Source organism: Rhodococcus sp. EPR-134, from assembly GCF_001647205.1.
Lineage (GTDB): Bacteria > Actinomycetota > Actinomycetes > Mycobacteriales > Mycobacteriaceae > Rhodococcus_F > Rhodococcus_F qingshengii.
The window spans coordinates 1-8,607 of the sequence record NZ_LVCT01000792.1 but is presented as its reverse complement, the minus strand read 5'-3'; the positions used below and the strand labels follow the sequence as shown (position 1 = coordinate 8,607).

10 protein-coding genes are annotated in these 8,607 nt (G+C 62.8%); 6 read left to right on the top strand and 4 right to left on the bottom strand.

The window, feature by feature from the left end:
* The 3 genes from A2J01_RS33980 to A2J01_RS33970 form a co-directional block, all read left to right on the top strand.
* Positions 1-735: Gfo/Idh/MocA family protein (locus A2J01_RS33980; RefSeq protein ID WP_064114436.1), on the top strand; the 735-nt coding region annotated here is incomplete at its 5' end.
* On the top strand, positions 732-2,459 hold the full coding sequence (locus A2J01_RS33975; RefSeq protein ID WP_064114435.1) for an FAD-dependent oxidoreductase: 1,728 nt from the start codon (positions 732-734) through the stop codon (positions 2,457-2,459). The genes A2J01_RS33980 and A2J01_RS33975, both read left to right, overlap by 4 nt.
* Entirely contained in the window at positions 2,456-3,259 is an 804-nt protein-coding gene (locus A2J01_RS33970; RefSeq protein ID WP_007733578.1) for a sugar phosphate isomerase/epimerase family protein, read from the top strand. The genes A2J01_RS33975 and A2J01_RS33970 overlap by 4 nt, the downstream gene beginning before the upstream one ends.
* Before the next feature lie 54 nt (positions 3,260-3,313).
* Here A2J01_RS33970 and A2J01_RS33965 read toward each other — a convergent pair whose 3' ends face one another.
* Entirely contained in the window at positions 3,314-4,402 is a 1,089-nt protein-coding gene (locus A2J01_RS33965; RefSeq protein WP_030535319.1) for a 3-deoxy-7-phosphoheptulonate synthase, read from the bottom strand.
* Between the two features lie 373 nt (positions 4,403-4,775).
* On the opposite strand from A2J01_RS33965, the gene A2J01_RS33960 reads away from it, so the two are divergent.
* From A2J01_RS33960 to A2J01_RS33950, 3 genes are all read left to right on the top strand, one after another.
* Positions 4,776-5,825, top strand: a complete 1,050-nt coding sequence (locus A2J01_RS33960) for an ABC transporter substrate-binding protein (protein WP_037125863.1) — start codon at positions 4,776-4,778, stop codon at positions 5,823-5,825.
* 166 nt (positions 5,826-5,991) lie between these two features.
* Positions 5,992-6,282, top strand: coding sequence for a CD225/dispanin family protein (locus tag A2J01_RS33955; RefSeq protein ID WP_003940575.1), 291 nt, complete (start codon positions 5,992-5,994; stop codon positions 6,280-6,282).
* A 50-nt stretch (positions 6,283-6,332) separates the two neighbouring features.
* Positions 6,333-6,779 (top strand): DUF2752 domain-containing protein, encoded by a 447-nt coding sequence (locus A2J01_RS33950; protein ID WP_064114434.1) that lies wholly within the window; start codon positions 6,333-6,335, stop codon positions 6,777-6,779.
* An 11-nt stretch (positions 6,780-6,790) separates the two neighbouring features.
* Here the strand turns inward: A2J01_RS33950 and A2J01_RS33945 are convergent, their stop codons facing one another.
* The 3 genes from A2J01_RS33945 to A2J01_RS33935 form a co-directional block, all read right to left on the bottom strand.
* The gene (locus A2J01_RS33945) at positions 6,791-7,891 is read right to left on the bottom strand and encodes a DNA alkylation repair protein (RefSeq protein WP_054188897.1); all 1,101 of its coding nucleotides are present in this window, start codon (positions 7,889-7,891) and stop codon (positions 6,791-6,793) included.
* Positions 7,891-8,208: a nuclear transport factor 2 family protein gene (locus A2J01_RS33940; RefSeq protein ID WP_007733586.1), complete on the bottom strand. Its 318-nt coding sequence runs from the start codon at positions 8,206-8,208 to the stop codon at positions 7,891-7,893. Before A2J01_RS33940 ends, A2J01_RS33945 begins: the two co-directional genes overlap by 1 nt.
* The coding region (locus A2J01_RS33935; RefSeq protein WP_197494359.1) for a PucR family transcriptional regulator at positions 8,205-8,607 on the bottom strand (403 nt) is incomplete at its 5' end. The genes A2J01_RS33940 and A2J01_RS33935, both read right to left, overlap by 4 nt.

The following is an 8,607-nucleotide window of genomic DNA, read 5'->3' as shown; positions in this document are numbered from 1 at the left end:
TTCCAACGCCGATTCTGGCCGGCAGCACGTCGGATCCGCGACGCCATCGACAACGGGCGGATCGGACTACCCATGCTCGGTGAGGCGTCGGTGATCCTGCACCGCCCATCGAGTTACTACTCGGCCGACGCCTGGCGCGGACGCTGGGACACCGACGGCGGTGGCGTGCTCATGACACAGGCCGTGCACCAGATCGACATGCTGGCCTGGTTCATGGGCGAAGCCGTCTCGGTCAGCGGCTTCATCCGCACCCACACCCACGGTGAGCACATCGAGACGGAAGACAGCGCGTCAGCAGTGATTTCCTTTGCCTCGGGTGGCACCGCAACCGTCACAGCGACAACGGGTGCCAATCACAACCTGGGCAACCGCGTCACGGTGATCGGGCGCACCGGTGCCATCGCCAGTGTCCTCGAGTTCCCCGAAGGGCACGAGGGTGTCAACGAAATCTGGACGGTGCCGGGCGAAGTGGAGTTCCGGGCGCCGTACTCCGCCGACATCGACGCCAATCTCGATGTGGGAGCGGTCAATGCGGCACTGACCGACTTCCACACCCTGCAGGTTCAGGACTTCGCCGACGCGGTCCTGACCGGGCGCGAACCCGCCGTCACCGGTCGAGACGCGCGCGCGTCACTTGCCATCATCGCCGCAATCTACGAATCGTCACGAACGGGCAAGGTTGTCGAGCTGACATCGACACCGACCCTCGCAACAACTGCCAAGGAGCAGAAATGAGTAGCAGTACCCCCCTCACCTACGACGTGGTTGTCGTGGGCTCCGGCGCAGGCGGGCTTTCCACAGCAATTGCCGCAGCACATGGCGGCGCGTCGGTACTCGTTGTCGAGAAGGCCGACACCTGCGGCGGCGCAACGGCCTGGTCGGGCGGGTGGATGTGGACCCCACGCAACATGTTTGCCATCGCCGACGGGGTTGTCGAGGATCGTTCGGCGCCGCGGACGTATCTGGAAAACCGACTCGGCGACAACTTCGACGCCGCCAAGGTCGATGCACTCCTCGACGGCGCCCCGGAGATGGTCGAGTTCTTCGAACGCAAGACTGCTCTGAAGTTCGTGCCCGGAGCCAAGATCGCCGATATTCACGGTGACACACCGGGCGCCGGCACGGGTCACCGTTCCGTCGGACCGAAACCGGTGAGTCTGCGAAAGCTCGGACCAGATGTCGCGGCGCTACTGCGTCGGCAGCTGTACGAAACGTCGTTCCTCGGTATGGGCATCATGGCCGGGCCCGACCTGCAGGCTTTCCTGCACTCGACCCGCTCACCAAAAGCCTTTGTGCACTGTGGTGTTCGGGTGACAAAGCACATGTTCGATCTCGCCACCAAGCGTCGTGGCCAGCAACTCGTCAACGGCACCGCGCTTGTCGGCATGATGCTTCGCTCAGCGCTCGATCTCGGCGTCGAGTTTCGGGTGAAGACGTCCGCGACCGCGTTGCAGACCGATGACGACGGCCGCGTTGTCGGCGTCCGCCTCGAAAGTCCGGACGGCGCGTACTCGGTAACTGCCCGACGTGGTGTCGTACTCGCCACCGGCGGCTTCGCACAGGACATCGACCGACGACGCGAACTGTTCCCGCGCACCCCCACCGGCAACGAGCACTGGTCACTCACCCCGAAGACAACCACCGGCGACGGCATCACCCTCGGCGAATCCGTGGGTGGTAGCCTCGACCGCACCCTCGCCTCCCCCGTCGCGTACTGCCCCGTCTCCATCGTTCGCTACCGCAACGGCAAGGAAGGTGTGTTCCCGCACATCCTCGATCGCGGAAAGCCCGGTGTCATCGGAGTTCTCGCGAACGGCAAGCGGTTTGTCAACGAAGCACTCGGCTATCACGACTACACACTCGCGATGGTCGAGCAGGTTCCCGAGGGCGAAGAGGTGTGCTCGTGGTTGATTGCCGATCAACAGTATGTGCGATACCTCCCGCTGGGCATGGCGAAGCCCTTGCCGATCCCGATCCAGCCGTACCTGCGCTCGGGGTACCTCACGCGTGGGCGCACTCTTCGGGACTTGGCCGAGAAGATCGGCGTCGACCCCGTGCAGTTGGAGAAAACCGTCGCAGCTTTCAATATCGGGGCCGTGGGCGGTGAAGACCCCGAGTTCGGTCGCGGTACAACACCGTTCAACCGAGGTTCCGGAGATGCTTCCAATCCGTGGCCGAACCCGTCGCTCGCGCCCTTGCAGAAGGGCCCGTACTACGCGGTGAAAGTCGTGCCAGGGAGTTTCGGCACCTTCGCCGGACTGGTCACGGACTCGTCGTCGCATGTGCTCGACGACAACGACCGCCCCATCGAGGGGTTGCTCGCCGTCGGCGTCGATCAGGCGAGCGTGATGGGCGGGCACTACCCGTCCGGGGGCATCAACCTCGGACCGGCCATGACATTCGGTTACCTGGCCGGCCGGGAACTGGCCGGAGCCGAGACAGTTGGAGCGCACGCATGACACTCTCACTCGGACTGGCAGCCCTCACAGTGCTCGACACCGCACCGATGCAGCACGTCGACTTAGCTGAAAAGCACGGCTTCGACACCATCGGTATCCGTCTGATGCCCGCGGCACCAGGTACGACGGCCTACCCTCTGCACGAGGACAAGCAGTCGTTGGACGAACTGGTGCGTCGACTGGGCGATTCACCGGTCGAGGTATTCGACCTCGAAATCATCCGTCTTGCAGCCGACTTCGACCCCACCGACTACGCTCCGCTGCTCGAAGCCGGAGCACAGCTCGGAGCCAAAGCCGTTCTGGTGGGCGGCGACGACCGCGACCGCGCTCGGCTCACGGACTCCTATGCCCGCCTCGCTGAACTGTGCGCGAACTACGGCATCGTCGCTTCCCTCGAGTTCATGCCGTGGACTGCGGTGCCCGATGCACGTGCGGCCATCGAGATCGTCTCGGCGGCAGACGGTCCGGCTCGTAGTGTCCTGGTCGACGCATTGCACACCGACCGCTCGGCGACAACGCTCGAGGATCTTGCGTCCATCCCGCGCGAGTGGTTGCACTACGCCCAGATGTGCGACGGTTCGACCCCCGCTCCCACTGGGGACGCAGAGCTGATCCGTCAGGCCCGCGAGGAGCGTCTGGTGCCCGGCACCGGCGGCATAGCCCTGGCCGACATCTGGTCGACTTTGCCTGCCGGACTGCCGGTCAGCATCGAACTGCCCAACGAGCCACTGCGCCGCGCCGTCGGCACCGACGCCTGGCTGGAGCACCTGGTCGAGGCCACGCGAGAAGTGTTGGCCTAGCGGCCCTGTGCGCCTTTTTGGTAGTTGGCGCTACCAAATAGGCGCACGGGGGCGTCAGCCCCTCCGAGCCGCAACGGCCTGCGCCAGACGGTCCAACTGCGCTGCGGTGGTGGACCAGTCGATGCACGCGTCGGTGATCGACTGGCCGTAGGTGAGCTCGTCCGCCTTGCCCAAGGTCAGGTCCTGACGGCCGGCCTCGATGAAACTCTCCAACATGACGCCGGCGATTCCCTGCTCGCCCTCGGTCAGACGTCGGGCAATGTCGTCGAGCACGATGACCTGACGCTCATGGTCCTTGCTGCTGTTACCGTGGCTCGCGTCGATGACCACGCGCTCGGGCAGGTTCGACTTACGCAGGCGGGCAAGGGTGTCCGCGACTGTCTCGGCATCGTAGTTCGGTCCGTCGCTACCGCCACGAAGAATGACATGGCAGTCGGGGTTGCCCGCGGTACGGATCAAGGCAGCCTGGCCGTCGAGGTCCGTTCCGGGGAACACGTGGCTCGCTGCCGCGGCGCGGGTGCCGTCGACGGCTACCTGCACGTCACCTTCGGTGGAGTTCTTGATACCGACGGGCATGGACAGCGCGCTGCACAGCTGACGGTGAACCTGACTGGCGGCGGTCCGGGCGCCGATCGCACCGTAGCTGACCAGGTCGGCAATGTACTGAGGCATGATCGGATCAAGGAACTCGCAGCCGACTGGCAGGCCCAGGCTCGACACGTCGAGAAGCAACTTGCGGCCGATACCGAGCCCGGTGTTGATGTCGAACGTGCCGTCGAGGTGGGGGTCGTTGAGCAGGCCCTTCCACCCGAGTGTGGTGCGCGGCTTTTCGAAGTAGACGCGCATGACGATGTGCAGATCGTCCCGCAGTTCGTCGGCCTTGGCGGCCAACCGGCGGGCGTAGTCCATCGCCGCTTCCGGATCGTGCACAGAGCACGGACCGACTACGACGATCAAACGATCGTCGTCACCGTTGAGGATGTTGATGGTGTCGGCCCGACCGGTGCGCACAGTGGCGGCGGCGACCTCGTCCGGAGCGTGCTGAGCACGAACAGTCGCCGGTGACACGAGCGGACTGATACTCACAGTGCGCTGATCGTCGAGGCTGTCCGAAGCTGTGGTGGTGTCGATGGTGACAGTCATGGGGTTTTCGGTTTCCTGTTCTCAGGCCGACCCCAGAGATGAAGAGAAACTCCAGCGAGCCGGTCTGTAGTCCGGCTCTTGGGTGGAGGTTGTCAGCGCGTGGTTACGCCGGCAGGCCCACCCGGGGCCGGCCTGCTAAACCAGAAATAGACGCGCTGCATGTCGGCCACGATACCTCGAGTTCGGATCAGATGGGCGCGCCCCTCCACGACGAGCCGAATCCGAGGGGAGCGTCCCGTGGCACGAGTCCGTGACGAATGGCCAAATCCGCTGAGCGATTGGCGCTTTCGAGCAAGGCTCCGGCTACGGAATTCGAATACGTTGGTCAGGCACCTGCCAATGCCCGGAACATCAGATGGAGCTGCGCCTTCTCATGCCTGTGATCGAATCGACCGAAACCTTCCACCCGACGGTGTCCCCTTTTGCGACCGATACCCCCTTGCAGTCGACAAGAGATGTGGACGGCGAGTTCACCCGTCTGATCGATTCCTTGACACGACGCGGATTCCTGGCCGGTGCGGCGGCGCTCGGTGCACTAGGCGCGCTCTCTGCATGTTCGAGCGAATCCAGCGGCACCGAAGCCTCGGACGAGTGGGTCGACATCGTCGTCGCGGACCAGGCCTACCGCCTGCCGCGGGACCCCAAGCGTGTCGTGGTGCTCGAAGCTCGAGGCGCCCTCGATTTTGCACTACTTGCCGAGTACCCGATCGTCGCGACCAATTGGGATCCGAAGTCTCAACTCATGCGCCAGGTACCCGCCGGCGCGGCTCGCCTCGGTGGGACGAACAACGAACCGAATGCCGAATCGATACTGAGCCACGACCCCGATCTTTTGGTCGTCGGGAAAGGCTGGTGGAATTACTACCAGGACAAGGGCCTGCTCGGCACTGACATCGCACCGGTGCTCGTCGTCGACGAGGGCACGACGGGCTCGTCGTGGAAGCAGGCCATGACCGCGCAGCTCACGGCTCTCGATCGCCGCGAAGTCGCCGAACGCGTCATCGCCCGATACAACGCCGAACTTGCACAAGCGCGGGCCAAGATCGGTGGTCTCCTCGAAGGCAAGTCGATTGCGATCGCCGGCGCAGACAGCGGTCAGATCTGGCTGCAGAACAACACGTTCGCCGTCTCGGTTGCGCAGGACCTCGGCTTGAACGTCTTGACCGACGCTGCCCATGCCGCACCTGATCGGAAGGATTCGACTTTCTACAGCCTCGAGGAGCTTGCGATCTTCGACCAGGCCGACTTCGTCTTGCTACAGAACCCCGACGCTGTGGAAGCCGAGTCGCCCACGTGGAAACGAGTCCGCGCTGTCCAGGACGGCCATGTCGGGCATCTGCGATACGACCTCAACAACGGCCTCGCTCTGACTGCGATGGCCCTGGCCGCTGATATCGCCGAGCAGGTACAGGTCATGCGCTGACGTCTTCGGTATCGCCTTCCGAATCAGAAATCAACCGGATTCTCTGTCATACGAACAGTCGATACTGACTCACTCGGAAACGGATTATGTTGTCACCTGCCCGTGCTCTTCGCACGTCAGAGGGTGTTTCTCCGAACGCCCTGTTTCTCCGAACGCTAGGTGACCAATGACGCAGAACCCGTACTACGGCCAGCAACAACCGGTCGGCCCTCCGCCGGACAACAATCTGGTCTGGGCGATTCTCGTGACAGTGTTCTGCTGCCTCCCGCTCGGCATCGTCTCGATCGTCAAATCAAGCCAGGTCAACACTTTGTGGGCGCAAGGTCAGTTCGACGCTGCGCGAAAATCAGCTGACGATGCCAAGAAGTTCGCCTTGTGGTCAGTCGGCGCAGGTGTTGCCGTCGCTGTTCTGTACTTCCTTTTTGTCGTCGTCCTTGCCGGATCGAGTTCCCTGTGACCGCCGACGCCGACCGGCGACACTGATCGACGGCCAAACACCGAACTGCAATGACACCGAATTGTGGTGACACCGAGAACGATGACATATCACGACTCGCCGCACTGAAGGCGCCAGCGGCAGTTGCGTTCACGGCAATTGCGCTGTGCGGCTTCATCTCCTGGAGTGACCCCACCACACCTGGTGGGGTCATTCCCGTTTGTCCGACCAAAGCGCTGTTCAACGTCAATTGTCCCGGTTGCGGTAGCACTCGGATGGTGTACAGCCTCATCCACGGCGATTTCGGTGCAGCGATGCGTTTCAATGCCTTTGGCCTCGTGATGCTGCTTGCACTGGCGTTCACGTACGTCTCGTGGACGACCGCCCGCACCCGTGGAAGACCCGTCGTGCTCTGGCATCAGTTGCGCTGGTCACCGGCTGTGATCTTGACACTCGTGTTGATCTGGACGACGGTCCGCATAGCCCCGATCCCGATATTTGCCGGTCTCCGCGTCTAGGCCGGATCTCCTCACGCGTCCAAACGGAATACACCTCGCACCTGGCGTACGCCGTTGATCTGCACCTCGACGGCATGTTCGCCGGCGTAGTACTTCCGGGTGCTGATCGGTTTGAAGGAATGCCTCTTCGCGATACGGGCCGGCACCCCGGGTTCCAGCGTTCGTGTTGTCAGTTTGAAGACCTTGGGCGTCGTCTGCCCGTTGGCCTTCACGTGGTGGACGATGTAATCGATCACGACGGTGACGGACTCGCTGCCATTGTTCGTGACGGCGAAGTCGAAGGTGAGTTCTCCACCCGCATCAACTGTTTCGCGGTCGATGACGAACCCCTCGACCACGACGTCGGTGGGCGGCGAGAACCCCAAGAGGGACAGAGCATCTGGATCGCCGGCCTTGATCAACGTCCGCAATGCATGTTTGACGATTTTCAGTGTGTTGGCATCCGGTGTCTGCAGCCAACGCTTCGCAGTCGATACTGCGAGCGCAGCGTCAGCACGACTGAGATCGTTGAGATGGTTTGCGACCGAACGTCGTACATATTCCGAATCATCCCGATACAGCTCGTCGAGAATGACGATTGTCGACTCGGGACGCGCCGTCAATTCTTTCACTCGTCTTCCCCAGGGCAAACGAGTACGAGTGCCTTCGGTCGCCAAGCGCCGGACGTGTTCGTCTTCATGGCCGGTCCAGGTGAGTGCGATCGCCAGCGAACGGTCAAGGTTCGTTTCGAGAAATGAGCGAATTGCGAATTCGGCCGTCAGACGCGACGTCAACTCGGCAAGCAGAGCCATTCCCTCGTCGAAATCCGACTCGGAGCCACTTCGTGTCGCCGTGACGGCGACGGCTTCGGTCACCGGCCAGATCATCCAACCGGTGAAGGTCTCTTCTGAAAGCGCACGGCGGATGATCTCGGCGAAGGCCGGAAGATCTCGAGACAGTTCGGCAGTCATCGCGTCCCGCACAACGCGCGTACGTTCGCCGAGACTCATACCGTCGAATTCGGATGTACTACCCCGAACGAGGGCGAGGCGTGTGTGACCGGAGGCTCGCTCTAGACAGCCTGCCAGATCGGCGACGACGGATTTCCCGAGCAGTTCGTCAGCGGTGGGCATCAGGGGCACACCGTGAGAGCGGAAATCCGATCACCGTCGAGAGTGAAATGGTGATGTAACTGGACGGGGCTTCCGGGAAAATCACCCTCGACCTTCACCGACACGACAACGGCCGAGCCTGGGGTGTTGACCGACTCGATCTTCTGGGTGAAGGTGAACGCCGTCGACACGGCGGACTTCCACGCCACGATTTCTTCGATCCCGACATACGTCCGGCCGTCGTCACGAACCACTGCGTCTTCGGTGAAAACGCCGCGGACGTCGCCGCCGTCGAAATACGCGCGCGCTGCGCCTGGCACCTTCGCTGAGTCGATCATTCGCGAAGAGTACTGCTGGGGTCCGACAGGTTCGGCGAACTCACTGCCCGAGCAGACGCCGCCAACTGAATCTCCATCAACAGCCTGGCCGACGGCTCGGAGAGGTCGGTATCCGTGATCTCCTCGACCCTCTTGATCCGATATCTGAGGGTGTTCGGGTGAATCCGAAGCTGCTCGGATGCACGTCGGACATCGCCCGAATGTGCGAGGTAAACGGAGATGCTTTCGCGCATGTTCGACCCGTTGCGTCTGTCGTAAACGTCCAGGGCGTCGACTCTCGGATCGTGCAGTTGCTCGTCGGCCGCAATGGTGTCCATGATTTCGCCCAGCAGCACCGGTGTGCGCGAGTCCGCGAGGGTGGTCACACGAACATCCCCCGACGTTCCGTCCAAGACCCGA

Excerpts from the sequence above, each read along its gene's own strand:
- A2J01_RS33950 (WP_064114434.1), top strand. The coding sequence starts at position 6,333 with ATGACACCGAATTGTGGTGACACCGAGAACGATGACATATCACGACTC.
- A2J01_RS33970 (WP_007733578.1), top strand. The coding sequence starts at position 2,456 with ATGACACTCTCACTCGGACTGGCAGCCCTCACAGTGCTCGACACCGCA.
- A2J01_RS33965 (WP_030535319.1), bottom strand. The coding sequence starts at position 4,402 with ATGACTGTCACCATCGACACCACCACAGCTTCGGACAGCCTCGACGAT.
- A2J01_RS33955 (WP_003940575.1), top strand. The coding sequence starts at position 5,992 with ATGACGCAGAACCCGTACTACGGCCAGCAACAACCGGTCGGCCCTCCG.
- A2J01_RS33975 (WP_064114435.1), top strand. The coding sequence starts at position 732 with ATGAGTAGCAGTACCCCCCTCACCTACGACGTGGTTGTCGTGGGCTCC.
- A2J01_RS33940 (WP_007733586.1), bottom strand. The coding sequence starts at position 8,208 with ATGATCGACTCAGCGAAGGTGCCAGGCGCAGCGCGCGCGTATTTCGAC.
- A2J01_RS33960 (WP_037125863.1), top strand. The coding sequence starts at position 4,776 with ATGCCTGTGATCGAATCGACCGAAACCTTCCACCCGACGGTGTCCCCT.
- A2J01_RS33945 (WP_054188897.1), bottom strand. The coding sequence starts at position 7,891 with ATGCCCACCGCTGACGAACTGCTCGGGAAATCCGTCGTCGCCGATCTG.